The sequence below is a fragment of the Peribacillus sp. B-H-3 genome (assembly GCF_048572925.1).
GTDB lineage: Bacteria > Bacillota > Bacilli > Bacillales > DSM-1321 > Peribacillus.
This window is the reverse complement of sequence record NZ_CP183879.1, coordinates 3522341-3548044: the sequence shown is the minus strand read 5'-3', so window position 1 is coordinate 3548044 and position 25704 is coordinate 3522341. Positions and strand designations below refer to the sequence as shown.

Below are 25704 nucleotides of genomic sequence, written 5' to 3'. Positions count from 1 at the left end.
AAGTGCCAATTTTGTTAAACTACAATTGGATAGAAATACTAAGCAGTGAAGAGGGTTATATATGAATAAGGAAACTTGGGCCTTTATTGATTCCGGGAATTGCTCCCCATCCTTTAATATGGCCATGGATGAAGCACTATTAAACTGGCACAGTGCCGGGAAGATACCGCCGATTATCCGGTTTTATGGCTGGGATCCTGCCACTCTTTCCATCGGATATTTCCAAAAAGCAGAAAAAGAAATTAATCTTGAAGAAGTCAAAAAGCAGGGGCTTGGCTTTGTGAGACGGCCTACTGGAGGCCGCGCTGTCCTGCATGAACACGAACTTACATATAGCGTCATCGTGAATGAAGAATATCCGGATATGCCTAAAAATGTAACAGAGGCTTACCGGGTAATATCAGAAGGAATACTTAAAGGGTTTATAAATTTAGGGCTGGATGCGTATTTCGCAGTCCCCAGAACAGAAAAAGAAAAGAACGCCCTAAAGGAGCCGCGTTCGTCGGTTTGTTTTGATGCACCAAGCTGGTATGAGCTTGTGGTGGAGGGAAGGAAAGTGGCCGGCAGCGCACAAACGCGCCAAAAAGGCGTGATTCTGCAGCATGGCTCCATTTTATTGGATCTGGAAGATGAAAAGCTGTTCAGCTTATTTAACTTTTCAAGTGACAGGCTCAAGGAAAGAATGATGAAGAGCTTTAAAAGCAAGGCGGTTGCCATTAACGATATTGCGGGACGGACTATTTCCCTTGAAGAAGCAAAAACGGCCTTTGAAAAGGGTTTTGCTGAGGGACTAAGCATCAATCTGCAGCCATATCAGCTATCAGAGGTACAGCTTGCAGAAGTGAATGAAATTGCCAAAAGCAAATATGAAAGCGATGACTGGAATTTTATGAGATAACTTAAAGCGGCATTGGCCGCTTTTTTTATTTGTCTTATTTTCCTCCAGCCAAGAAGTAAACCCGAAAAAAAATATTTATTTTTTTTGAAGGATTTTAAAAATCATTGATAATAAAGGCTTCTTTAGCTTAATAAAAAAGCAACTCCTGAAATGTTCGAAATACCTTCAAAAACTAACAAAAATCGATATTTTTCTTCCTTTTTCTTTTGCTTGGAGGTTTTATGGAGTTTGACAAAAAGAAATTATCACTAACTAAATTCAATATATAGTGGTTAATTTGTTAATTCGAACACTATATATTGATTTCATGGTTTTGTTGTGATAAATTGAGGGTATCTTTTAACTCGAATGGAAAAAGAAGCACTACATATAGATTCGAACAGTTAAAGTCAGAAATGTATACACATCAGAAATGGATACACAAAGGAGAGGGAATCATGTCTGTAATACTGAACCAAACGAGGAAAATAAATGTGGACAGGCTGAATAAGGATATTTCTTTATTTCCGCAGGTTCATCCTGTAACGCCTGAAATGAAAACAGCCCATAAAGGAGTTTCAAGGCTTGTAATGCTTGACCGTTATTCCTTTAAGGATACAGAGAAAATTACATTGGCCATCGGGGATTTTGTTGTATTGACAATCAAGGAAGATCCGAAATTTCCGGCAAGAGGGCTTGGCTATATTACAGACATAGATTGGGAAAACAAAAAGGCGAAGGTTTCGGTTGAAGATGAGTACCGCGGTTCGCTTGACACCCAGGAGGAAGTGGAGACTGGCATCGTAAACCGTCCGCTTGATGTTATTGAAAAACCTCTCGAAGTTTTTTATGAGCAAATTGCGAAAAGAAATGCGACAGGCCTTGTTTCTGTGGAAGCTGCGGAAGATAAGCAGAAGGAATGGTTTGATAAATATTATCAGGAATTGTCGAATATGAACTTTGTTCCAGCTGGAAGGGTGCTATATGGTGCGGGTGCCAATACAGATGTAACCTATTTCAACTGCTATGTTATGCCTTTTATCCAGGATTCCCGTGAAGGCATCTCCGAGCATAGAAAGCAGGTCATGGAAATCATGAGCCGCGGCGGCGGTGTCGGAACGAATGGTTCGACACTTCGTCCGCGCAATGCCCTTGCAAAGGGTGTAAACGGAAAATCATCGGGCTCCGTTTCATGGCTGGATGATATTGCAAAGCTGACACATCTTGTTGAGCAAGGCGGAAGCAGGCGCGGCGCACAAATGATCATGCTTGCTGACTGGCATCCTGATATTATTGAGTTCATCATTTCCAAGATGCAAAACCCGCGTATCCTGAGATATCTCATGGAAAACACAGAGGACGAGACGATCAGGAAATATGCAAATGAAAAGCTGAAGTTCACTCCACTTAGCGAGCAGGAAGAATCCATGTACCAGGGCATCATCAATTATAAGCATATTCCTGGATTGGGCGGATTTAATGATAAAATCATCAGGGAAGCGGAAGAAAAGATCAGGACTGGCGGAAATTACAGCGTGCATAACCAGGAATTCCTTACTGGCGCCAATATTTCAGTCTGCCTGACAAAGGAATTTATGGAAGCTGTTGAAAACGACGGAGTCTATGAGCTGAGATTCCCGGATACAGAAGGGTACAGCCCGGAAGAAATGGAAATTTACAACCGGGATTGGCATGAAGTCGGTGATGTCCGCGAATGGGAAAAACGCGGCTTGAAAGTACGTGTATACAGAAAAATCCAGGCAAAAGAGCTTTGGAACCTGATCAATATATGTGCGACTTATTCGGCTGAACCAGGCATTTTCTTTATCGATAATGCTAATGACATGACGAATGCAAAGAGCTATGGCCAGCAGGTTGTAGCAACCAACCCGTGCGGCGAACAGCCCCTTGCACCATATTCTGTATGCAACCTGGCTGCGGTTAACCTTGCTGAAATGGCGGATAAGGAAAACAAAACCGTCAATTTTGAAAAGTTGAAGCAGACCGTGGAAATTGGAGTCAGGATGCAGGATAACGTAATTGATGCCACTCCATACTTTCTTGCAGAAAATAAAAATCAGGCACTTGGAGAGCGCAGGGTAGGCCTTGGCGTTATGGGACTGCATGATTTATTGATTTACTGTGAAACAGAATATGGTTCCGTGGAAGGCAATGTGCTGATTGACAAAGTGTTTGAAACAATTGCTGTATCAGCTTACAGGGCTTCGATCGAGCTGGCAAAGGAAAAAGGAAGCTTCCCGTTCCTGACTGGCTCGACTGAAGCGGAGACTCTAGAGTTAAGAAATGCTTTTATCCAGTCAGGATTCATGAAAAAAATGCCTGAGGATATCCGTGAAGACATTATCAAATACGGAATCCGCAATTCCCACTTGCTGACAGTGGCGCCGACAGGAAGCACCGGAACAATGGTGGGCGTTTCAACAGGCCTTGAACCGTATTTTTCATTCACCTATTTCCGCAGCGGCCGCTTAGGTAAATTTATTGAGGTGAAGGCAGATATTGTCCAGGAATATCTTGCAGCGCATCCAGAGACAGATAGCGACAATTTGCCGGAATGGTTTATTTCAGCCATGGAACTGGCACCGGAAGCACATGCAGACGTACAGTGCATCATTCAGCGCTGGATTGACAGTTCCATCAGCAAAACCGTCAACGCCCCTAAAGGCTATAATGTGGACCAGGTTCAGAAGGTATACGAACGCTTATACAAAGGCGGTGCCAAAGGCGGAACCGTTTATGTAGATGGAAGCCGTGACAGCCAGGTATTGACACTGAAAGCCGAAGAAAATACATTTGATGAAGAAAAATATGAAGAACCTGTTTCACAGGAAAAGAAAAAAATAGTCTTAGTGGATACAATCAATGAACTTCGCTCCACAAATATGACAATCGGCTCTGAAGTAGGAAACACCTGCCCGGTCTGCCGAAAAGGCGAAGTTAAGGAAATGGGCGGCTGCAACACCTGCACAAACTGCGGTGCCCAATTAAAATGCGGCTTGTAAAAATTATGCATCCTTGTTTTTGTGTAGCTTTGAAATAAAGTTGCGATGGTTATAAAAAAGTTGTGAATAAATACCTCTTTGGATAATATTGTCTAAAGGGGTATTTTTTTATGTCAAAAAAACAAGAGCATCTAGAATCGACAAATGGATGAAAGAAGATCGTGAATCTGGGATTGGCTCAAGCATAAATGGATTTATATTTAAAAATTTCACTAGAACATACCACAAATAAGGAGGAATAAATAATGTTTGGTGCTGGTGAAGGCGGGGATTGGCTTTTCACAGCTGTCCCGATATTTATAGGAATTATTTTTGTTATCATTTTTGTAGGAATAATTTTTAGTTTATTCATGGGACTTAGGCAATGGAAGAAGAATGAGGAATCTCCTCGCTTATCTGTTCCGGCAATCGTAAAAATTAAACGAACAAATGTAAGGAGACATACTCATCATCATGATCAAAATGCCCCCTCTCATAGCTCCTCAACAAGTTACTTTATTACATTTGAATTCGAGAGTGGCGACCGGTCAGAATTTCATGTTTCAGGCAAGGAGTATGGTATTCTTGCAGAAGGAGATACCGGCACATTAACCTTTCAAGGAACAAGATATATTAATTATACTAGGAAAAAGCAGATTGAAAACGCTAAAAAAGAAGGCTTCTACAATTAAGAAGCCTTCTTTTACTATGTTTCGTATATTATTTTTCCTGTCTGTGAGGTATCGTAATCTCCTAAAGATTTTACTTCCGATTGAAATTGCATAGAGGATAGAATTGCTTTTACAGAGCGTATAAGTCCTTCGGTTTTAGGGGTTTTTAATATTACTAAGTCATATTGTTCTGTAATTAACGGAATAAAATCAATTCCAGCGATTTTGGCAGCTTTTTCAATTCCCACTCCTACATCTGCAATTCCAGAAGAGACCGCTGAAGCAATACTTAGGTGGCTGGTTTCTTCATGTTCATATCCCTTAATGTTACTGAAGGGAATTTTGTTGATTCTGAGTTGTTCATCAAGAAGAATCCTTGCTCCTGATCCTTTCTCTCTGTTAATAATTTTCACATCATCTCGGTTTAAATCAACCCATGAAGTGAGACTTAAAGGGTTTCCTTTTTTTACGTACAAACCGGCTTTTCTTGAAAGTAGATTAATTAAAATAAAAGGGGTACTAACCAAAATTTTTTTTATATAAGGCAGGTTATACTCTCCTGTGTCTCCGTCAAACAGATGCAAGCTAACGATGTCACCTTCTCCGTTGTACATAGAGATTAGGCTGTTTAGACTCCCGGTAAAGGACCTAAATGACTTAAAGGATGAATTTTTCTCAATATGTTTACCCAGCATATCTAATACTAGGTCTTGTCCGCTAATTACAATCTTATGTGAATCCTTTGTTCCATCCTGGCGGAGATCATTTACAGGATTTTTATGAGAAGGCTCCTGAATGGTTTTATGATTGTTAATATAATTATCCAAGTCTTTTGCATCAATCCTCATCTGTCTTCCCACCCGAAATACAGGCATTTCACCTTTTTTGACAAGGTCATATAGGGTTAATTTCGATACTTTTAAGAACTGTGAAACCTCTTCAATGGTATAGGAAAGCTCCTTTGACATAAAATCCCCTCCTCTTTTATTTTAACTTAATGTAGTCAAGAAAAGTAAATTCTCTATTGAAAAGGTGAAATTCAAAATTTTTTCCTGTTCATTTTAATTATAACTAATTATAATTAGTTATAATTAGTTTGAAAGGGAGAGTATGATGAAAAAATTCTATTTATTATTTTTAACGATGATGCTGGTTTTATTAGCCTTATCCGGTTGTTCAACAAAAGAACATACCAACAAAACAGAAGAAAAGAAACAAGCAGATTCTGAAAAGAAAGTGGAATTAACCATTTCAGCAGCTGCAAGTTTGCAGGATGCCTTAACGGATATTAAAGCGGATTATGAAAAGAAACACCCTAATGTCACTATAAATTATAACTTTGGGGCTTCAGGAGCATTACAGCAGCAAATTTCTCAGGGAGCACCTGTTGATTTGTTCTTTTCTGCTGCTGAGGACAAGTTTCAGAAGTTAGTTCAAGAAGGACTGATTAAAGAGAAAAATGGAAAAGATTTAGTAGGTAACGATCTTGTCTTGGTTGTACCAAAAAATTCAACTAAAGGAATTAAAACATTTGAAGATCTTACCAACGCTGATAAAATCGCACTTGGAACTCCTGAGTCTGTTCCAGCTGGGCAATATGGTAAGCAGACATTAGATAAATTAAATGTCTGGAAGTCAATTGAAGGGAAAGTCGTATTTGGAAAAGATGTTCGACAAGTGCTTACATATGTAGAGACGAACAATGTTGACGCAGGAATTGTCTATAAAACGGATGCATTAACTTCTAAAAAGGTTAAAATTGTAGCCACTGCAATGGATAACACCCATGATCCAATCATATATCCAGCAGGTGTGATTAAGAATAGTACCCATTCAAAAGAAACCCAACTATTCTACGATTATCTTCAAAATGAGCAATCAATGAAGACGTTAGAAAAGTATGGATTTAAAAAATTACAATAGTGAAAAATGGAAAATAGCTTTTGGACTCCTATCGGGCTATCCATTGAGATTGCCTTTGTATCAATAATATGGGTATTTATCTTCGGCGTGTTTTTTGGAAAGGTAATGGCTAATAAGAAATTTAAAGGGAAGGTTCTTGTCGAAACGATTTTCCTTTTACCATTAGTATTACCTCCTACTGTTGTTGGTTTCTTGCTAATTATCGTTTTTGGAAGGAATAGCCCAGTAGGATATTGGATTGAGTGGATATTTAAACAGCCTCTGATGTTTACATGGTGGGCGGCTGTTATTGCTTCGGCTGTTGTTGCATTTCCTCTTATGTATCAATCTGCACGGACAGGGTTTGAAGCGGTTGATAAAGATGTTGAAAATGCAGCTCGTGTTGATGGGGCAAATGAATTCAAGGTACTCTTATTCATTTCCACTCCTCTTGCTTTTAGATCTATTATTTCAGGATCAATATTAAGTTTTGCAAGAGCTTTGGGTGAGTTTGGAGCCACATTAATGTTCGCTGGAAACATCCCCGGGAAAACCCAAACGATTCCAACAGCCATTTATATTGCCATTGATACAGGCAATATGGAAATGGCGTGGCTATGGGTAACAAGTATTATAGCTATTTCATTTTTGATGTTAATCTGTGTCCAACATATTAGGTCCTGATAAATACTTAACTTCTCATAATTGAGACATACCTATATAGGAATGTCTTTTTTTCTACACTAGATTGTTTAATATAAATATAGTAACGGGTGCGCTTTTTAAAATCAGGCGGTATCTTAGGCAAGCTGCACGATTTCTTCGGGAAGCTGCATGATTCTTTCAAAAAACTGCACGATTCCTCTAAAAACGGTAAAAAAGCACTTCCCGCAGCTTTCAAAATAAGACTGCAGGAGTGCTTTCTTTAGAAAAATTAATATTCCAATGAGACTCTTACTATCTCATCGCCAAATCTTACTTCAATTTGCTGTTTAGAGTTGTTCAGCTTTTCATAGCTTACGTTGTGAACAAGTATATTTTCTTTAATTAGTTCCTCAAAACGCTGAATTTTTTCTTTTACATCATCGATTGTTGAAATTTTAATGGAGATATATTCTTCGACAGGCAGATCTAATTTTTTTCGGGTATCCTGTATAGCTCGTATTAATTCCCTAACTTGACCTTCTTCTGCAAGCTGGGGAGTAAGTGTTACATCTAATATCACTTTTAAATGCTCATCACCAGCCATCACAAAACCAGAAGCAACTTGATATTCGATATGAATGTGCTCCTTTTCCAGTGTTACCGTTTGTCCTTTTAGATTAATTTGCAGATGTCCCATATCTAATAAGGATTTTTTTTCGGCATCGGGTATATGATCAACATATTCCTTTACCATGTTAACCACTCTGCCGAATGCAGCACCAGCAGTCTTAAAATTCAATTTAAAGATGGTGGATTGGTAATGTGATAAATCATCTGTATAAACAACATCTTTAACATTTAACTCGTCTTTAATAATGCCTGAATAGGGGGTTAAAGCATGGTTTTCCCGAGTATGCCACACAATTAATTGCTGCAAAGGCTGCTTCACCTTCAAGTTTCTGGCATTACGAATACTGCGGCCAAGTTCCACTATTTTCAAAATCGTTTTCATGTCTGTCTCTAAATCCGGATTAATCATTGAATCATCAGCTTGTGGATAGTCCTGTAAGTGAACACTAGTTTGATTTAATTTTAAATGGATATCCTCAGCCGCATATGGTGAAAAAGGTGCTAACAAGCGGCATATTGCGGTAAGTGTTTCAAATAGTGTTGAATAAGCTGCTTGTTTATCATCTGAAAGTCCAGAAGCCCAAAAACGATTTCTTGAACGGCGCACATACCAATTGCTTAATTCATCTACTAAAGATGCAATTTCCCGGGTTGCTTGAGTAAATTGATATCGATCCATGCAGCTATTAACAAGTTTAACTGTACTATTCAGGCGGGAAAGAATCCATTCGTCTAATATTGTTTTCTTGCCCGTTTGCTGTCCATCATACACAAAGCCATCTATTTTAGCGTACATAGCATAAAATTTATAGGTATTATCTAACGTATCAATCAATTTTGATTTTGTATCTTGCACAATCTTTTTTGAAAAGCGTTTCGGATTCCATGGTGAACTATCGGCTAAGAATGCAAAGCGAAGTGCATCTGCACCAAATTCCTCTATAAGTTCAACAGGATCTAAAGCATTTCCTTTGCTCTTCGACATTTTTTGTCCATTTTCATCAAGTACATGGCCAAGCGACAGGACGTTTTTATAAGGTGCTTTTCCAGTGACCAGGGCAGAGACAGCGAGCAGGCTATAGAAAAATCCTCTCGTCTGGTCAATTCCTTCAATTACGACATCTGCAGGGAATTGAGATTCGAATTTTTCTGTGTTTCCGAATGGATAGTGATACTGTGCGAATGGCATCGATCCACTATCAAACCAAACATCAATTACTTCAGGCGTCCGTTGCATGGCACCTTTACATTTCGGGCAGGTGCACTGTACCTCATCAATATATGGTTTGTGCAGCTCGATGTCATCAGGCAGTGGAGCCGCCGCTAATCTTTGTAATTCCTTGATACTGCCCGGAGCTTCTTCATGATGACAAGCAGAACATACCCAAACATTTAGAGGTGTGCCCCAGTATCGGTTCCTGCTTATATTCCAATCCATAAGATTTTCAAGAAAATGACCAAAGCGTCCATCTTTAATATGCTCAGGATACCAATTAACAGTTGCGTTGTTTGCAAGCATCTTATCCTTTAAAGAGGACATTTTAATAAACCAGCTATCCGTTGCGTAGTACAGTAAAGGAGAGTCACATCTCCAGCAATGCGGGTAACTATGTTCATATTTCTCCTTGTGAAAAAGTGTACCTTGATCAGAAAGCATTTTAATAATATCCACGTCACAATCTTTCACAAATCTTCCGGTTAGTTCTGTCACATCGGCAGTATATCGGCCTTGTTGATCGACTACATTGATAAAGGATATACCATTCTGCTGAACCGTTTTATAATCATCTTCACCGTAAGCCGGGGCAATATGGACAATGCCTGTTCCGCTATCATCTGTAACATAATCTGCTAATACTATATAATGTCCCTTTTCAATTGTCACATAATCGAACGGCGGGGCATAATCGATTCCTTTGAAATCAATACCCTTATGTTCACTTAAAATCGTTATTTGATCACCAAGAACTTTTCCTGCTAAAGATTTTGCAACAATATAAACTTCATTTTCTTTTTGAACACGAACGTACGTGATTTCTGGATTCACAGCAAGTGCAGCATTGGCAGGCAACGTCCAGGGCGTTGTTGTCCAGCCTAAGAAATATTCATTGTCTGCATCAAGACGTTTAAATTTAACGGTAGCCGATAGATCTTTTACATCTTTGTAGCCCTGTGCTACTTCGTGGGAGCTTAAAGTGGTTTGGCAGCTGGGGCAATATGGAGAAACACGATGTCCTTTATACAGTAACCCGTCCTTTTGTACCTTACTTAAAATATTCCAAACGCTCTCTATATAATCATTGCTTAACGTCAAATACGGACTGTCCATATCTACCCAATAACCTAATTCTTCAGTAAAGGAACGCCATTTCTTCTCGTAGGTAAATACACTCTCCTTACATTTATTAATAAACCGCTCCACTCCATAGCGTTCGATGTCTTGTTTCCCTGAAATACCGAGTTGTTTCTCAACGCCAAGCTCGACAGGAAGACCATGTGTATCCCAGCCTGCCTTTCTTGCAACGAAGAAACCCTGCATGGTCTTGTAACGTGCTACCACATCTTTAATTGTCCGTCCAAAGGCATGGCCAACATGGGGAAGACCATTAGCAGTTGGCGGTCCTTCATAAAAAACAAAAGGTATCTTTCCTTCTCTTAATTGAACAGATTGTTTAAATGTGTTTTCTTCTGTCCAATAATTACGGATGCGTTCCTCACGCTGTACAACCGTTTCCTTAGCTTCATCAGCCTTCATACATATCGCTCCTATACAGAATAAAATATAAAAAAATACAAAAAACCCCGTCCCAAGTAAGGGACGGGGTTAACCGCGTTACCACCCTAATTCTATTGATTCCGGTCAATAGCACTTAGCAACGTACAATCATACGTGTTCCTTGTAACGGCAGACTCCCGGCTGGACTTACTTTAAAGTTCGGTCCAGCTTCTCAGAGAGGATATTCACGTAACACTTGAACACTGACTTGCACCAAAATGTCAGCTCTCTGCGGATCAAGTTGAAACGTTACTCTTTCTCATCAACGAATTTGTATGCTTTTATTGGAATAAATTGTAACAGGCATTAATTGATCTGTCAAATTAGTTCCTTAAAGTTTTATGGAAAGGGCTGAAAATTTTATTTATAAAAATATATGATCATCATAACCAGTTTGACCGTTGTTTCTACATTTTTTTAATGTTATTTATTTTGAACAAACTTTATGGTTTTCATTCATTTAATGAAAGGGGCTTTTATAATGGGCGTATCCTTAGACTGTTTTCTGCTTTAGAAGCAGGCGGCGGGTTTCTGGATGCAGCGGTGAGTCTCAACAGCTGCGCCTGCGCCCGCTAATCCCGCAGGAGGCTCCTTAGGCTCCAGCCAACTTGATATAACAACGGTTTCGCTTCACAGAACAATTTATAAACCAGCAATCGTTAAGAAACGATTCAATGCAGGAGATTTAACTTCAGTGACTCTAAAAAAGATTTACGGATTTTTACAGATAGCATTTCCGCTTAAAATAACCATCATTAGGACACCATACAGGTATTAACTTAAATGAGGTGTCTATATGGAAAATAAGGAGTGCAAGGATAGCAAAGTTTCGGTATGGTGCATCATAAGCATGGCCTCGATACCGCTTGTCATGACTCTTGGGAATTCCATGCTTATTCCAGTGCTGCCGATATTTGAAAAAAAGGTGGGGATCACTTCTTTTCAGTCCAGTATGGTCATTACCAGCTATTCCATCGCTTCCATCTTTCTGATTCCTGTAGCAGGATATTTGTCTGACCGGTATGGGAGAAAGCTTGTAATCCTGCCTAGTCTTATCCTCGCACTTATTGGCGGACTAATAGCAGGGTATGCTTCGTGGAAAATGGAAAATCCATATACCTGGATTATCATTGGCCGGGTCTTACAGGGAATCGGAGCTTCGGGCGCATCACCGATCATCCTGCCGCTGGTAGGGGATTTGTATAAAGACGATGACGAAAAAACGAGTTCCTGCCTTGGAATCATTGAAACCTCCAATACATTCGGAAAGGTTTTAAGCCCAATATTAGGTTCTTTCTTTGCAGCGTTTTTATGGTTTTTGCCGTTTTTTTCAATTTCATTTTTTAGTTTGATTTCCATCATCCTTGTTTTTTTCTTTATCAAGGTTCCGAAAGAAAAGGATAAACCCAAAGAATTCAAGGAGTTTCTTCATAATACGAAAAAAACGTTTAAAGATGAAGGAAGATGGCTTTATACACTATTTCTTGTCGGCATTTTTGTCATGCTGATTTTGTTCGGAGTGCTGTTTTTTCTCTCCGACAATTTGGAAAAGATTCACGATCTGCATGGGGTAAAAAAAGGCTTTGTCCTTGCTATACCGCTTTTTTTACTATGTTTGTCCTCTTATATTGCAGGAAGAAACATCAAAGGAAGTTTGCCGGCGATGAAAAAAATCATGATAATCTGTCTGATTGTCATGTCTGTCAGCGTGGTTTTTGTGGGCTTTACAGTAGAAAAGCTTTTCATCTTGTTAGCTGTCACAAGTCTGGTGGGAATCGCAATCGGCGCATTGCTGCCTACACTCGATGCCATGATTACTGAAAATATTGATAAAGAGGAAAGAGGAACCATTTCTTCATTTTATAGTTCCGCACGATTTATCGGTGTCGCTGCCGGACCTCCTGTAATGTCACTAGTAATGGGGCACTTTCTTAATATAAGCTATATCACGGCAGGAATAATAGGGATCATATTGGTTTTCCTTGTATTGAAATTCATCAAAACCGATACTTCAAAAAAAGCAGCTGCATAAGAAACCATATCAGCCGGCCTGTTCCAAAATGGCCGGTTTTTTTATGCCCTTTTAACACTGCAGTTTTCTGCTTTGTGTGACTATACAGCAAAGAGTCTTCATTAAACCTCCTGAATGATCCGTATGTTTTTACCAGCAGAAATGCGTGATTAGATATAAAAGAAGAGCCAAACTATTCATATAAAGGGCAGCAGCAAGAAAGTTAGCACGCCCTTAGTACAGGAGGAAATTGAAAAATGAAGCCATTTATCCCGCAGCTTGTATACATTGAACCGAGGGCGCTCGAGTATCCCTTAGGTCAGGAACTGCTAAAGAAATTTCAGGATATGAACATTGAAATACGGGAAACAACCTCACATAACCAAATCAGGAATTTGCCGGGAGATACTGATTTTAAAAAATACCGGACAGCGAAGTCGACGTTGGTTGTAGGGGTCCGCAAGACATTGAAATTTGATACATCCAAGCCTTCAGCAGAATATGCAATCCCGCTTGCGACGGGCTGCATGGGTCACTGCCATTATTGTTATTTGCAGACAACGCTTGGAAGCAAGCCTTATATAAGGACCTATGTAAATCTGGATGAAATCTTTGGTGCAGCACAAGGATATATGGATGAAAGGCAAAATGAGATCACAAGGTTCGAGGCTGCCTGCACCTCCGATATCGTTGGCCTTGACCATCTCACCCACTCCTTGAAAAAGACGATTGAGTTTATTGGGGAAACGGAGTATGGCCGCCTTCGGTTTGTTACGAAATTCCATCATGTCGACCATCTGCTTGATGCGAAGCATAATGGGAAAACCCGCTTTCGCTTCAGTATTAATTCTAAATACGTGATTAAGAACTTTGAGCCTGGAACATCAAGTTTCGAAGAAAGGATTGAAGCAGCCAGGAAGGTAGCTGGAGCTGGATATCCCCTTGGTTTCATCGTGGCCCCCATCTATATGCATGAAAATTGGAAGGACGGATACCGGGAGCTCTTTGAACGGCTAAGCGCAGAGCTTTCCGGAGTAGATATTCCGGATCTTACCTTTGAATTGATTCAGCATCGATTCACGGGGCCGGCAAAAAAAGTCATTGAAAAAAACTATCCAAAATCAAAGCTTGAAATGGACGAATCCAAGCGCAAATATAAATGGGGACGTTATGGCATTGGAAAATATGTATATCAAAAGGAGGAAGCTTCAGATATTGAGGCGACGATCCGCGGGTATGTCAGCGAGTACTTTCCGCATTCAGAGGTCCAGTATTTTACCTGAGCCAGAAAGTCCAAGAGTACCAGCATAAATCAGTAATAAAGACGGCCCTCCCTGATTAGTATGTATCAAGACCGGAAATGGGGAGGGCTTCTATGATTATTGACGGCGTTTTTTCCGGCGGAGGCATAAAAGGTTTTGCAATGGTAGGGGCAATTCAGGTGCTGGAAGAAAACGGCTTTGTCTTTGGCAGAACAGCGGGGACAAGTGCAGGGGCCATTATTGCAGCGTTTACCTCTGCGGGCTATACAGGGCATCAAATTCAAGAGCTTCTCAATGAAATAGATGTGAGTAAATTGCTGGATCCAAGAAGGTTCTGGGTGCCCATTCCATTCACAAGATGGCTTTTGCTCTACTGGAAGATGGGTTTGTACAAAGGAGAAGCATTGGAAAGGTGGGTAGCCCTGAAGCTTGCTGAAAAGGGTATCGTGACCTTCAAGGATCTTCCACTGCAATCACTGAGGGTCATCGCTTCAGATATTACAAACGGCAATCTGGTTGTCATCCCTGACGATCTGGTGGATTATGGAATTGATCCCTCGGCATTTCCTGTAGCCAAGGCAGTCAGGATGAGCTGCAGCATTCCTTATTTTTTTGAGCCTGTACGGCTGAAATCATCGGCAAGGGCAGGAAATATCTTCGTCGACGGAGGGGTTTTAAGCAATTTTCCCATGTGGCTTTTTGATGCGGAGAATGTGAAAAAAACGAGGCCGGTCCTCGGAATTAAATTAAGCGGTGACAATGATATGAAAAAACCGGAGGAAGTTGACAATGCCATTGAACTTTTTGGCGCTTTATTTAAAACAATGAAGGATGCGCACGATTCACGGTATATTTCAAGAAAGCATGTGCAAAACATTTTGTTTATTCCCATGAAAGGAATTTCAGCAACCGACTTCCTGCTCACTGAAGAAAACAAAAATGAGCTGATTGCACGGGGAAGGAACTATGCGGGTATGTTTGTAAAGAAATGGACCTATTAAATCAGCTGTTAGGCAAAAAAAAAGAAACCGGGCTATTAAAACAAAGCCCGGTTTCTTTTTTTATTTTTTTTGCCCTCAATAACGGTCAAATGTGCTTCTGATTTTTTTCTTGCACGCTTTTTGGCGGAGGATTTAGCTAACGAGAAGCTCGCTATATTATCTCCTTTATCCTTAGGCAGGGAATTTTTGCTTTTCAGTCTTTTCTTTGATTTCCGTGCGGCCTTTATGAATGCCCGCTGCTCTTTTTTCTCAAGTTTCCCCTTTGTTAATCGCTTATAAATGAGATAGACTGCACCAGCTACTGCAGCCCAGATCAAAGCAGTTTTGATCAATCCCAATGGATCTCCGGCTAATTTACTGAATAATCCAATAAAACCAAGGGCGATAATCCCGTAGACTACATAGGAAAATGAACGATTCAACAAAGACACCTCCTTAAGAGCATCATGAGCAATTTTATGTCATTTTAAACATATAATCCAAAAACATTTTATTAATCATCTCAGTCAGGCCGGCTAGGAAGAACCGGCCTGACTGAAGCAAAAAATGCGCCAGCTTGTAATCTTATATCTATTTTTTACACAATATCCTCTGTTTCTAAACCTTCTTCTGTGCTTTTTTCAAGACGCAGAAGCTCGTTAAAGGAAGCGAGTGCCACTTCAACTTGGTCGTCTGAAGGCTCTTTTGTGGTCAATAGCTGCAGCCAAAGCCCAGGATAGCCAAGGAAACGGAGAACAGGAATATCACGTACCTTATTTGTTATCTGCAAAACCTCAAAAGCAATTCCGAGGACGACAGGAATCAGGAGGACGCGGTCCAGTACACGCAGCCAAAGCGGATCAATCGGCACAAACATATAAACAAAAACACCTACGATGACTGTAAATAGGATAAAACTGCTTCCGCACCGGTAATGCAGGCGTGAAGAAGCCTGAACGTTTTCTACAGTAAGCGGCATGCCGCTTTCAAAGCAGTTGATGACCTTATGTTCCGCACCGTGATATTGGAACACCCTCTTAACAAGTGGTGTCAGTGAGACAAAATAGATATAAACCAAAAGCAGAATAAGCTTAAACAGTCCTTCTATTAAAATCTGTGAAATTTTCGTGTGAAATACAGGTTCTGTGAATTTTGCCAGAAAGACTGGGATAAGCGTGAACAGTAGCTTTCCGAACAAAAAGGATAACACGCCTATTGCAGCCACACCCAGCCATAATGTAAGTTTGGAGGATTCCTTTTTGGCCTTCTTTTCCTCCAGGATTTTTTCATCATCTTTTGGGTCTGTTTCATATTTTTCAGATGAAAAATTTAAATGCTTGGATCCATTTGCACTTGAATCGATAATCGCAACTATTCCGCGAAGGAATGGAATCCTTTTGAGTTTTTTTATAATGGGTTTGCTTTCGCGCGGCAATCTGTAGAATTCAATTGATGAGTCTTTCCTGCGGACTGCCGTAACGGTGTGGTGTTTGCCGCCGAACATAACACCCTCCACCACAGCCTGCCCGCCATAAACAGGTTTTTGGACCTCGGTCATTTTTGCACCAGCCTACAATTATTTTTTAGCAATGCCTGCATGGGCATCTTCTTTAATCATACAAAAAAAATGAAAAAACTTCTATTAAATGTGAAGGTGATTCTCTGCAAAAAAATAAAATAGGACAATTCCTGAAAGGGCATACTATTTGCGGAGGTGTTTTTTTATGTCAAGTGAATGGCAGAAAAGAGATGAAGAATCAGCATCGCAAATAGTCAATGTATTAATAATAGGGTTTTGGGGGGGGATTTTCTGGAGCTTTATCGGGATTGTGGCATGCTTCTTTAATTTTATGAAGTTCAGCCCAAAATTCATTCTGACATCCTGGTCGGGCGCCCACTGGATAGAGGGCTGGCTTGGAACCGTCATCACCCTTCTCATTTACAGCATACTGTCTATGGCTGCCGCTCTGCTTTATTATGCCTTGCTCAAGAAATTTCAAAATATGATGGCGGGCATCTTTTATGGTGCCTTGCTTTGGATATTGCTGTTTTTTATTTTAAAGCCTGTATTTTCAGGCATCCCCTCCATGGAACAGCTAAAGGGAAACACAGGCATTACCAGCTTTTGCATTTTTATTCTATATGGAGTTTTTATCGGGTCTTCCATATCCTATGAATATCAAGAGAAACAAAAGAAAAACATTCCGGATATGAAAACAACTTGATTTCAATCACTCCAAAAAAGTAGTAAGACAATTTGGAATTATGGTAGAATGGTCATGATGTATGCTAAAAGCTAATCCGCTATGTAAAATATGCACATTTCATTTCTGTCATGCTTTAGGGGAAGGGCAGAGACATGCATGCACAACAATAACCGCTGAAGGATGTACAGGCCGACAGCAATGAAGGCAGGTACCGCATATGAAGAAAATTCTGCTTATCAATGGGCCTAATCTAAACAGGCTCGGAAAAAGAGAACCGGCGCATTATGGAACGGCTACGCTAGATGATCTGGAAACAGAATTGAAAAAAAGCGCACATTCAATGGATGCTGAGCTTTTGTGCTTTCAAAGCAATCATGAAGGGGAAATCATTGATAAACTTCATTGGGCTGAAGACCAGGCTATTGACGGAATCATTATGAACCCGGGGGCTTTCACACACTACAGCTATGCAATACGTGATGCTGTTGCCGGAATCGATGTTCCATTGATTGAAGTGCATATTTCAAATATCCATGCCCGGGAAAGCTTCCGGCATGTTTCAGTCATCGCCCCTGCCGCTGCCGGACAGATTGCCGGGCTTGGGGTGCATGGCTATGAGCTGGCGCTTCAGGCTTTGTTAAAGATAATAAAAGGGAGAGTATAAAATGGAGAAATTACAGCGTTTCCGCCAGGCCATGGAGAACGTGCAGGCTGATGGATTTTTAATTACAAGTACATACAACCGCCGTCATATGACGAATTTCACAGGATCTGCCGGTGTGGTTCTGATTTCACAGTCAGAAGCTAAGTTCATTACGGATTTCCGTTATACGGAACAGGCAGGCAAGCAGGCACAGGGCTACGAAATTGTACAGCACAAAGGATCTATACCTGAAGAAGTGGCCAAACAAGCCAAAGACATGGGAATCAAAAAGCTGGGCTTTGAACAGGACCATTTAACTTTTTCTTCTTTTAAAAGCTATGAAAATGCTTTTGATGGAGAGCTTATTCCTGTATCAGGCCTTGTTGAGAAATTACGCTTGATAAAGACTCCTTCAGAGATTAAGATATTAAAGGAAGCTGCTGATATTGCAGATGCAGCATTTACACATATTGTAGATTTTATCCGCCCGGGCATAACCGAGCTTGATGTTTCAAATGAGCTTGAATTCTTTATGAGAAAGCAAGGAGCTACATCTTCTTCCTTCGATATCATTGTAGCCTCCGGCAAGCGTTCTGCTCTGCCGCATGGAGTAGCGACGGATAAAGTCATTGAAACCGGCGACTTTGTAACTTTGGATTACGGCGCATATTTCAATGGCTATGTTTCTGACATCACACGGACACTTGCTGTGGGACAGCCAAGTGACGAGCTTAAGAAGATTTATAATATTGTACTGGAGGCACAGCTGCGGGCTATGGCAGGCATCAAGCCAGGCATGACAGGCAAGGAAGCTGATGCTTTGACACGCAACCTTATTGATGAAAAAGGATACGGGGAATACTTCGGCCATTCGACAGGACATGGAATTGGCCTTGAAGTCCATGAAGGGCCAGCCCTTTCCCTTAAGTCTGATATCATACTGGAACCGGGTATGGCGGTCACTGTTGAACCGGGTATTTATTTGCCTGGAATTGGCGGTGTTCGCATAGAGGATGATACAATTGTTACAAAAGAGGGCAATGAAGCTCTTACTCATTCATCGAAAGAGTTAATTATTCTGTAAAACATGTAGGAGGAAAAAAATGATTTCTGTAAATGATTTTCGCACAGGCTTAACGATTGAAGTAGACAATGGAATTTGGCAGGTAATTGAGTTCCAGCATGTTAAACCGGGAAAAGGTGCTGCATTTGTCCGCTCCAAACTTAGAAATCTCCGTACGGGAGCTATTCAGGAAAAAACATTCCGTGCAGGTGAAAAAGTAGCGAAAGCTCATATCGAAAACCGTAAAATGCAATATTTATATGCAAGCGGCGATAACCATGTTTTCATGGACAACGAAACATACGATCAAATCGAACTTCCTGCAAGCTCCATTGAACGCGAGCTAAAGTTCCTTAAAGAAAATATGGATGTCCACATCATGACATTCCAAAGTGAGACTCTTGGAGTTGAGCTTCCGAACACAGTTGAGCTTGAGGTGACAGAAACTGAACCAGGAATCAAAGGCGACACAGCTTCAGGCGGCACTAAGCCTGCTACACTGGAAACAGGCCTTACTGTCCAGGTTCCTTTCTTCATTAACCAAGGCGATAAACTGATCATCAATACAACTGAAAGTTCATACGTATCACGTGCATAATTCCCCAGACCTTTTTGGTAAGAGGGAAGCAGCAAAAGCCGGAGACCCAGTCTCCGGCTTTTTTGCGTCTTAAGGCGTTTCTGCAGGATGCAGAGCATTTAGCCTTCGATCCTTGAAAGAGGTTTTGTCCTCGGAAGGCAAAGAGCGCCTTCAGAGGCCAAAACCTATTTGCTTAGGCCCCCAGGATGGGGGTCACAAAGACGTTGCCGCAGGACGTGGCGTTCTTAGTCTTTGCTCCTCCTGACCAGGGGCGCTTCAGCTTTTTTATGTAATCCAGCTTCAGCGCCTAGCCCCTCGAGGTCATAAGCCACATCAGAATTGAAGGCAAAGAGCGCCTTCTATTCTGATGCGTCTTATGCTGGTCGAGGCTGACCAGGCGCTTACGCTTTTTTATTAATCCAGCTTCAGCGCCTAGCTTGCTGTGCAAAAGTAGCTTGCCGTGCAAAAGATGCATAGACCTCAGAAGGCAAAGAGCGCCTTCAGAGGCCAAAACCCTTTTTGCTTAGGCCCCCAGGATGGGGGTCACAAAGACGTTGCCGCAGGACGCGGCGTTTTTAGTCTTTGATCCTCTGACCAAGGCGCTTGCGCTTTTTTTGGCATAAAGTTTTTGTACAGGCATACATTTTAATAAATGATTGAGGCCTTACAGGAGGTTCCGTGAAATGGAGACGATTCTTGCAGTTCTGCCAAAAAGTATCAGTACTGAATTTGAAAAAATCCCGGCACATGAAGCACAACGAGCAGAGGAGCTGCGGATACGGGTTGGCCGTCCGCTGGAAGTCATTATTGGAGGAAGGCCGATTTTTCTGCCTTACCTGGTGTCGGCTGCAGATGCTGAACAATTGCTTGGGCATTTGAGCCGTTTTTCCATGTACACCCTGGAAGAAGAGCTGAAGCGGGGATATGTAACAATTGCCGGGGGCCACCGGGTGGGGCTTGCCGGAAAGGTGATATTGGAAAACGGGATGGTAAAAGCAATAAGGGAGGTTGCATCCTTCAATATTCGGATAGCCAAACAAAAAATCGGATCAGCCGATAAACTCCTGCCATTTCTTTATGACAGGGAATGGCATCACACGATGATTATAGGAGCTCCGCAGACTGGAAAAACGACGCTATTAAGAGATATTGCCCGCATGATATCATCCGGCAGCGCAAAGGATGGCTTATTGCCCCAAAAAGTCGGGATTGTGGATGAACGTTCAGAAATTGCAGGCTGTGTTAATGGTGTGCCGCAGCTGCAATTCGGGCCAAGGGTCGATATACTGGACAGCTGCCCCAAAGCAGAGGGAATGATGATGCTGATCCGCTCCATGTCGCCTGATGTGCTGGTGGCAGATGAAATTGGCCGTGCGGAAGATACATCCGCTGTACTGGAAGCTGTAAATGCAGGCATTAAATTAATGATAACGACTCATGGACGCTCACTTGCAGAGGTAAAAAGACGCCCTCATATAGGAAAGATTCTTGAACAGGATATTTTCACAAGATATATTCAGCTGAGCATACAGGACGGGGACAGATTCTGTCAGGTTCTCGACTCATCAGGAAACATGATTCATTCAGGGAAGAGTGTGATGGCATGCTTAAAATCATCGGAGCTGTAATCATTCTATTGGCTACCACGTGGGCTGGATTCGAAGCAGCCAGGCATTTCAGCCAGAGGACCAAGCAGCTTAGGCAGATTAAGATGGCCCTGCAGTCGCTTGAAGCTGAAATTATGTATAGCCATACTCCTCTAAGTGAAGCATCGATTAGGCTGTCAAAGCAGATCGGCTCGCCTTTTTCTGGTTTTTTTGAAGCGTTTTCGAAAAGGCTTGCTGCAGGTGAAACTACCGTGAAGATCGCCTGGGATGAATGCCTTCGTGAAGCATGGAAATCTCTTTCTCTTAAACAGGGGGAATTTGAAATTTTATCTCAATTTGGAGGAACACTTGGCCGTCATGACAGGGTGCAGCAGCAAAAACAGATAAAGCTTGCCATGGCGCACTTGGACCGGGAAGAACGTGATGCGGCCGAGAAACAGGGGAAATATGAAAAAATGATGAAAAGCCTCGGTTTTTTAACCGGTCTTCTGCTAATAATCATGCTTTTGTAGGCATACAGGAGGAATTTTAAATGGGCATTGATGTGGATATCATCTTTAAAATTGCCGGAGTTGGAATCGTAGTAGCATTTTTGCATACCATCCTCGACCAGGTCGGGAAAAAGGAATACGCCCAATGGGTGACACTGTTTGGCTTTATATACATTTTATTTATGGTGGCGACAATTATTGAGGGCCTTTTCCAAAAAATCAAATCAGTCTTTCTCTTTCAATAGGGGTGATAAGCCATTGAAATCCTGAAAATTGTCGGAATTGCCCTTGTGGCTACTTTCCTGGCATTGATCATTAAAGAGCAAAAGCCCAATTTCGCTTTCCTTCTTGTTGTATTTACGGGATGCGCCATCTTTTTGTTTTTAGCTGATAAAATATATGAAATTATAACCATGCTTGAAAAAATTGCTGTCAATGCCCATGTGAATATGATTTACCTGGAAACCATCCTTAAAATTATCGGTATTGCTTATATAGCAGAATTTGCGTCACAAATCACAAAGGATGCGGGACAAGGTTCCCTTGCTTCAAAAATTGAACTTAGCGGAAAAATTCTAATTTTAGCAATGGCCATACCAATATTGACAGTCATCATTGAAACCATCATTAAACTGCTGCCAAGCTAGCAGGCCAGGCGGGATGAGGTGAGAAATGAAGCAAATGATCCGCTATATATCATTCTTTCTTTTATTGTTTCTTTTTTTGCAGCCTGATGATGCCCGGGCTTCCGGGAATGAACAGACAGAGCCTGTCATATCCCAGGACATGGTACAAGCACAGCTCGACCGCATCGGAGTGGATGATCTGAAGAAGTTTTGGGATGACATCATTACACAATATGGCGGCTTTTTGCCGGAAAGCCAAAAAGGCAGCTTCATGGATTTTGTAAGCGGGGACAAGCACTTTTCCTTAACGGAATGGGGCAAAGGCTTCGCGGCGTTTATCTTCCATGAATTGCTTGTAAACGGAAAACTGCTGGGCTCACTGATTTTGTTGACTGTTTTCAGTATGTTTCTGCAGTCGCTGCAAAACGCCTTTGAGCAGAGCTCAATCAGTAAAGTGGCATATTCGATTGTTTTTATGGTATTGATCATTCTGGCTCTTAACAGCTTTCATGTTGCGATTCAATACGTCCAGGACACCATATCAGCCATGACCTCGTTTCTAATGGCGCTGATTCCCCTGCTTCTTGCGCTGATAGCAACATCCGGAGGGCTCGTTTCAGCCGCCTTCTTTCATCCGGTTTTGCTATTTTTAATGAATACAAGCGGAATATTGATTCAGTATATAGTCCTTCCTCTGCTGTTTTTAGCTGCTATCTTAAGCATTGTGAGCACACTCACGGAGCACTACAAAGTCACCCAGCTCGCCCAGCTTCTGAGAAATTGGGCCATTGCCATTTTGGGTGCATTCATGACTGTTTTTCTCGGGGTCATATCTGTTCAGGGAGCATCATCGGCTGTTGCAGACGGCATTACGATCCGGACAGCAAAATTTGTTACAGGCAACTTTATTCCTGTAATAGGAAGAATGTTTACCGATGCCACGGATACTGTCATAAATGCATCTGTACTGCTGAAAAACACTGTCGGAGTATCAGGGGTCATCATACTCTTGTTGATTACGGCTTTTCCAGCCCTGAAAATACTGACGATATCCTTTATCTATAAGCTGGCGGCAAGTCTTCTCCAGCCGCTTGGCGGGGGTCCGGTGATATCATGCCTGGACATTATTTCTAAAAGCATGATTTACATTTTTGCTGCGCTTGCTATTGTATCGCTGATGTTTTTTTTAAGCATTACAGTCATTATCGCTGCAGGTAACATCACCCTGATGGTCAGGTAGGGAGGAGAAAAACGGATGAGCTTTTTAACAGGATGGGTAACCAATATTATCTTGTTTGTTTTGCTGGCGACGGTCATAGATATGCTTCTTCCTAATTCATCCATGCAGAAATATGCCAAGATGGTCATCGGCCTTCTGCTGATCGCAGTCATTCTTGCTCCGATCCTTAATCTCTTTCACACTGACTTGAATACATTGATATCAAAAGCCACAGAGTCCTTTACACATGGAGATGAAAAAAAATTAAAAAATTTAACGGAAATGAAGAAAAAAGAAATACAAGCTGAACAGAATGCATATATTTTACAACAAACGGCTGTCCAATTGAAGGCGAAAGCAAAAGAGGAGCTGATGAAAAAATATAAAATGGAGATTGCTTACATCGATATCAAAGTAAAAAATGAGGAACAGCCTAAAATACCTGAAGACCTTCAGAAAATTACGCTGTCATTGAGTAAAGCTTCAGCCAGCAGCAAAAGCAAATCAATCGAAGCCGTAGCGAAGGTGGAAATTAATACGGAAAAAAATCTTCCTGCAAAAACAGCTGATTTGGAAAAAATCAAGAAGTTCCTGGCATCCCAGTGGTCTGTAGACAAAAAGGTCATTGAAATTACAGGGGAAAGGGGGGACTTATAAATTGAAGGATGATAAAGGCCCACTTTACTGGCTGAGTAAATTAGTAAGAAAGGATGGAGACAAGAACGGAAAAAAACCGCAAATGTATGTGTATGTCCTTATTGTCATCCTGTTCGGCGCCGGCATCATGATGATATCAAACTTAATGTCTCAAAAACAGTCAGGAGACAGTGCAAGCACAGCTGTTTTTAGTAACCAGTCTGATAAAACGGACGTTGCTGCCTTCGGAAGGAAAGATGACAGCGGCACTAAAACAACGAAGGATTATGAAAAAAATCTCCAAAATGAATTAAAGGATGCACTTGAATCCATTGCTGGCGTTGAGGATGTAAAAGTGATTGTCTATGCTGATTCCTCGGAAAGAAAAGTGTTTGAAAGAAATAAGACGACCCAGAAGCAGGTGACAGATGAAACAGATAAAGAGGGCGGAAAACGGACAGTTGAAGACACATCAGTGGATGATCAGCTTGTGATTATAAAAGGCGGGGAAAAAGAAGGCCCCATTATTTCTGAAACACAAAAGCCAAAAATCTCTGGAGTCCTTGTAGTTGCAAAGGGTGCAGAAAACATGCAGGTGAAAAAATGGATCATTGAAGCTGTTACCCGCTCCCTGGACGTACCGAGCTATCGAGTTTCAGTAATGCCTAAAAAATAAGGAGGAATATAATCATGTTGCTAAAAAAACAAACGGTGTGGCTGTTAACGATGTTAAGTCTTGTGGTGGTTTTATCGGTGTATTATCTGACTTCTCCGGGGAAAACTCAAACCGATATGGCGGCGGTCGAGCAAAAAGGGGACAAACAGACTGTTGAAAAAGACAAGGCAAAAGCACCTGTTGCTAAAAAGAGCACAAAATCCGGTTCTGCTGCGGTATCAATTGCCTCTGGCGATGACGATTTTGAAGCGATGAGAATGGAAATGGAGGATGAGCGCTCCCAGCTGAGAGATCAAAATACTACAATCATGGGCAATACAGAATTATCTGCTGAAGAAAGAAACAAAGCATATGAAGCAAATAAAGAAATCGGAGATGAAAAAGTAAAAGAAGGAATTCTTGAGAAACTTATTTCCGGCACAATGAATTATGATGATGCACTTGTCAGAATTGATGGCAAAGATGTAAATGTGACCGTTAAAGCTGACAAGCTAAGCCAAAAGGAAGCCAATGAAATCATCCGCACAGTCGAGAAAGAAGTGGGCGATGCACAGAATGTAGCCGTTGAGTTTCAGCCTAAAAAATAATTCAAGCACATGAACACAAAGGCATGCAGCGAGCATGCTTTTTTGTGTTTTAAAGCCAGCTTTCACCACTTGCTTCTTTTGCCTGCTTCGTTACTATGCAGTCAAATAAAGTAAGTGTAAGATTCACAAATCTTTTTTTTAGCTGTAAAATAGTGAAGGGTTAACCGAGCACATCATTCAGCATTAACTGATTGCCGGCGGTGTTATCAGAGGGTTCAGGGATCAGGCGCATAATCCCAATGATCCATTCTGCCTCCCTGATGCAAAAATCTTAAGGAGGAACTGATCATTGAAATATGGTAAGATATTATCGTATGATGTTAGCATCTGGTCATAAAATTAATGCATGTTTTCCTTAAATGAATTTATTGCGGAACATTGAAGTAATCTAAGCGGGGGGGGAACTGCCCGGTGAAAGCCTGATAGGTTCAGCTAACCATCAGCCGTGATAGGAGAACACGCATGATGGATCTATCAATTTATATGAATCAGCAGCCTAATCTCTGATATAATGTATGTGAAACCACCAGGCAGGCCCGGTTGGTGATCATAGCTGAAAGAGACTTTGCTGAATGCAGATTTTGTGACTCTCCCAAAAAAACTTTGGGCTTAACTA

The 25704-nt window shown here is 41.3% G+C and carries 24 protein-coding genes and 1 other annotated feature; of the genes, 20 read left to right on the top strand and 4 right to left on the bottom strand.

Annotated features, from left to right (window positions below; genetic code table 11):
* Nucleotides 1–61: 61 nt before the first annotated feature.
* From ACN6MY_RS17595 to ACN6MY_RS17585, 3 genes are all read left to right on the top strand, one after another.
* On the top strand, nucleotides 62–898 hold the full coding sequence (locus ACN6MY_RS17595) for a lipoate--protein ligase family protein (RefSeq protein ID WP_419881347.1): 837 nt from the start codon (nucleotides 62–64) through the stop codon (nucleotides 896–898).
* A 437-nt stretch (nucleotides 899–1335) separates the two neighbouring features.
* Nucleotides 1336–3900 (top strand): vitamin B12-dependent ribonucleotide reductase, encoded by a 2565-nt coding sequence (locus ACN6MY_RS17590; RefSeq protein ID WP_419881346.1) that lies wholly within the window; start codon nucleotides 1336–1338, stop codon nucleotides 3898–3900.
* A gap of 245 nt (nucleotides 3901–4145) precedes the next feature.
* A complete protein-coding gene (locus tag ACN6MY_RS17585; RefSeq protein WP_419881345.1) occupies nucleotides 4146–4571 on the top strand; it encodes a DUF2500 domain-containing protein in 426 nt (141 codons plus the stop codon).
* Nucleotides 4572–4585: 14 nt separating this feature from the next.
* Here the strand turns inward: ACN6MY_RS17585 and ACN6MY_RS17580 are convergent, their stop codons facing one another.
* Nucleotides 4586–5518: a substrate-binding domain-containing protein gene (locus ACN6MY_RS17580; protein ID WP_419881344.1), complete on the bottom strand. Its 933-nt coding sequence runs from the start codon at nucleotides 5516–5518 to the stop codon at nucleotides 4586–4588.
* Between the two features lie 142 nt (nucleotides 5519–5660).
* Here ACN6MY_RS17580 and modA point away from each other — a divergent pair, with 142 nt between their 5' ends.
* Together modA and modB are read left to right on the top strand one after the other, a co-directional pair.
* Nucleotides 5661–6473, top strand: coding sequence for a molybdate ABC transporter substrate-binding protein (gene modA, locus ACN6MY_RS17575; protein ID WP_419881343.1), 813 nt, complete (start codon nucleotides 5661–5663; stop codon nucleotides 6471–6473).
* 6 nt (nucleotides 6474–6479) lie between these two features.
* A complete protein-coding gene (gene modB / locus ACN6MY_RS17570) occupies nucleotides 6480–7136 on the top strand; it encodes a molybdate ABC transporter permease subunit (RefSeq protein WP_419881342.1) in 657 nt (218 codons plus the stop codon).
* A 250-nt stretch (nucleotides 7137–7386) separates the two neighbouring features.
* Here the strand turns inward: modB and ileS are convergent, their stop codons facing one another.
* Entirely contained in the window at nucleotides 7387–10482 is a 3096-nt protein-coding gene (gene ileS, locus ACN6MY_RS17565) for an isoleucine--tRNA ligase (RefSeq protein WP_419881341.1), read from the bottom strand.
* A 56-nt stretch (nucleotides 10483–10538) separates the two neighbouring features.
* Nucleotides 10539–10778: a binding site (T-box leader), on the bottom strand.
* A 521-nt stretch (nucleotides 10779–11299) separates the two neighbouring features.
* Between ileS and ACN6MY_RS17560 the strand changes: the two genes are divergently transcribed.
* From ACN6MY_RS17560 to ACN6MY_RS17550, 3 genes are all read left to right on the top strand, one after another.
* Nucleotides 11300–12535, top strand: a complete 1236-nt coding sequence (locus ACN6MY_RS17560) for an MFS transporter (RefSeq protein ID WP_419881340.1) — start codon at nucleotides 11300–11302, stop codon at nucleotides 12533–12535.
* A 236-nt stretch (nucleotides 12536–12771) separates the two neighbouring features.
* Complete coding sequence (gene splB / locus ACN6MY_RS17555) at nucleotides 12772–13797, top strand: spore photoproduct lyase (protein WP_419881339.1); 1026 nt, start codon at nucleotides 12772–12774, stop codon at nucleotides 13795–13797.
* 92 nt (nucleotides 13798–13889) lie between these two features.
* On the top strand, nucleotides 13890–14777 hold the full coding sequence (locus ACN6MY_RS17550; RefSeq protein WP_419881338.1) for a patatin-like phospholipase family protein: 888 nt from the start codon (nucleotides 13890–13892) through the stop codon (nucleotides 14775–14777).
* 35 nt (nucleotides 14778–14812) lie between these two features.
* On the opposite strand, the gene ACN6MY_RS17545 is transcribed toward ACN6MY_RS17550, so the two are convergent.
* Both ACN6MY_RS17545 and ACN6MY_RS17540 read right to left on the bottom strand, forming a co-directional pair.
* Nucleotides 14813–15199, bottom strand: a complete 387-nt coding sequence (locus ACN6MY_RS17545) for an SA1362 family protein (protein WP_419881337.1) — start codon at nucleotides 15197–15199, stop codon at nucleotides 14813–14815.
* Nucleotides 15200–15354: 155 nt separating this feature from the next.
* Entirely contained in the window at nucleotides 15355–16314 is a 960-nt protein-coding gene (locus tag ACN6MY_RS17540; RefSeq protein WP_071350325.1) for a DUF1385 domain-containing protein, read from the bottom strand.
* A gap of 166 nt (nucleotides 16315–16480) precedes the next feature.
* On the opposite strand from ACN6MY_RS17540, the gene ACN6MY_RS17535 reads away from it, so the two are divergent.
* From ACN6MY_RS17535 to ACN6MY_RS17480, 12 genes are all read left to right on the top strand, one after another.
* Nucleotides 16481–16981: a YqhR family membrane protein gene (locus tag ACN6MY_RS17535; protein WP_419881336.1), complete on the top strand. Its 501-nt coding sequence runs from the start codon at nucleotides 16481–16483 to the stop codon at nucleotides 16979–16981.
* A gap of 199 nt (nucleotides 16982–17180) precedes the next feature.
* Nucleotides 17181–17627, top strand: coding sequence for a type II 3-dehydroquinate dehydratase (aroQ, locus tag ACN6MY_RS17530; RefSeq protein ID WP_419881335.1), 447 nt, complete (start codon nucleotides 17181–17183; stop codon nucleotides 17625–17627).
* 1 nt (nucleotide 17628) lies between these two features.
* Complete coding sequence (locus tag ACN6MY_RS17525; RefSeq protein WP_419881334.1) at nucleotides 17629–18690, top strand: M24 family metallopeptidase; 1062 nt, start codon at nucleotides 17629–17631, stop codon at nucleotides 18688–18690.
* A 19-nt stretch (nucleotides 18691–18709) separates the two neighbouring features.
* Entirely contained in the window at nucleotides 18710–19267 is a 558-nt protein-coding gene (gene efp / locus ACN6MY_RS17520; protein ID WP_090989210.1) for an elongation factor P, read from the top strand.
* 662 nt (nucleotides 19268–19929) lie between these two features.
* On the top strand, nucleotides 19930–20874 hold the full coding sequence (gene spoIIIAA, locus ACN6MY_RS17515) for a stage III sporulation protein AA (protein ID WP_419881333.1): 945 nt from the start codon (nucleotides 19930–19932) through the stop codon (nucleotides 20872–20874).
* Nucleotides 20850–21365: a stage III sporulation protein SpoIIIAB gene (gene spoIIIAB / locus ACN6MY_RS17510; RefSeq protein ID WP_419881332.1), complete on the top strand. Its 516-nt coding sequence runs from the start codon at nucleotides 20850–20852 to the stop codon at nucleotides 21363–21365. The genes spoIIIAA and spoIIIAB overlap by 25 nt, the downstream gene beginning before the upstream one ends.
* A gap of 20 nt (nucleotides 21366–21385) precedes the next feature.
* On the top strand, nucleotides 21386–21589 hold the full coding sequence (spoIIIAC, locus tag ACN6MY_RS17505) for a stage III sporulation protein AC (RefSeq protein WP_071352273.1): 204 nt from the start codon (nucleotides 21386–21388) through the stop codon (nucleotides 21587–21589).
* Between the two features lie 12 nt (nucleotides 21590–21601).
* Entirely contained in the window at nucleotides 21602–21991 is a 390-nt protein-coding gene (gene spoIIIAD, locus ACN6MY_RS17500) for a stage III sporulation protein AD (RefSeq protein WP_170846165.1), read from the top strand.
* A gap of 25 nt (nucleotides 21992–22016) precedes the next feature.
* The gene (gene spoIIIAE / locus ACN6MY_RS17495; protein ID WP_419881331.1) at nucleotides 22017–23210 is read left to right on the top strand and encodes a stage III sporulation protein AE; all 1194 of its coding nucleotides are present in this window, start codon (nucleotides 22017–22019) and stop codon (nucleotides 23208–23210) included.
* A 15-nt stretch (nucleotides 23211–23225) separates the two neighbouring features.
* The gene (gene spoIIIAF, locus ACN6MY_RS17490; RefSeq protein WP_419881330.1) at nucleotides 23226–23846 is read left to right on the top strand and encodes a stage III sporulation protein AF; all 621 of its coding nucleotides are present in this window, start codon (nucleotides 23226–23228) and stop codon (nucleotides 23844–23846) included.
* A 1-nt stretch (nucleotide 23847) separates the two neighbouring features.
* Nucleotides 23848–24501, top strand: a complete 654-nt coding sequence (gene spoIIIAG, locus ACN6MY_RS17485) for a stage III sporulation protein AG (protein WP_419881329.1) — start codon at nucleotides 23848–23850, stop codon at nucleotides 24499–24501.
* A gap of 14 nt (nucleotides 24502–24515) precedes the next feature.
* Complete coding sequence (locus tag ACN6MY_RS17480; protein WP_419881328.1) at nucleotides 24516–25088, top strand: SpoIIIAH-like family protein; 573 nt, start codon at nucleotides 24516–24518, stop codon at nucleotides 25086–25088.
* Nucleotides 25089–25704 lie beyond the last annotated feature (616 nt).